The organism is Clostridium tarantellae, assembly GCF_009295725.1.
Lineage (GTDB): Bacteria > Bacillota > Clostridia > Clostridiales > Clostridiaceae > Sarcina > Sarcina tarantellae.
In genome coordinates this window covers 1-451 of record NZ_WHJC01000656.1, presented here as the reverse complement: position 1 = coordinate 451, position 451 = coordinate 1, and the positions used below count along the sequence as shown (strand labels likewise).

Here is a 451-nt window from a genome sequence, read left to right as displayed (position 1 = left end):
CTAAATCGGTTAAATTTTTGCATGAAAAATTTATAAAAAAGTATTGGGATAAATGTTTAAATAGCTTCTATTATTTTTTAGCCGATAAAAATTTAAACTCAACAGATTTAGCTATATCAACTTTAAAAACAGCGTTAAAACTTATGCCTAAAGAGCTTAAAGGTAACACTTCAATTTATTTAATTATAGATGATACCTTACAATCAAAATATGGAAATAAGTTTGATTGCTATGGAAAATTATTTGATCATACAGCTAAAAATGGCACTTCATATTTGAATGGTCATTGTTTTGTATGTTTAGCTTTAGCAATTCCAGTAATTTTCAAAGGAAATATACATTATATAAAAATTCCGGTTCAGTATAAACTTTACGATTCACTAAAAAGCAAAATGGAATTAGCAGCTGATATGGTAACAGGTGTAGCTCCTATTTTACAAGATTATCAAGT

The 451-nt window shown here is 26.4% G+C and carries 1 pseudogene; it reads left to right on the top strand.

Features of this window, described 5'->3' with window-relative positions:
* Nucleotides 1-451, top strand: a pseudogene (locus tag GBZ86_RS17660) (IS701 family transposase); the annotation flags it as partial.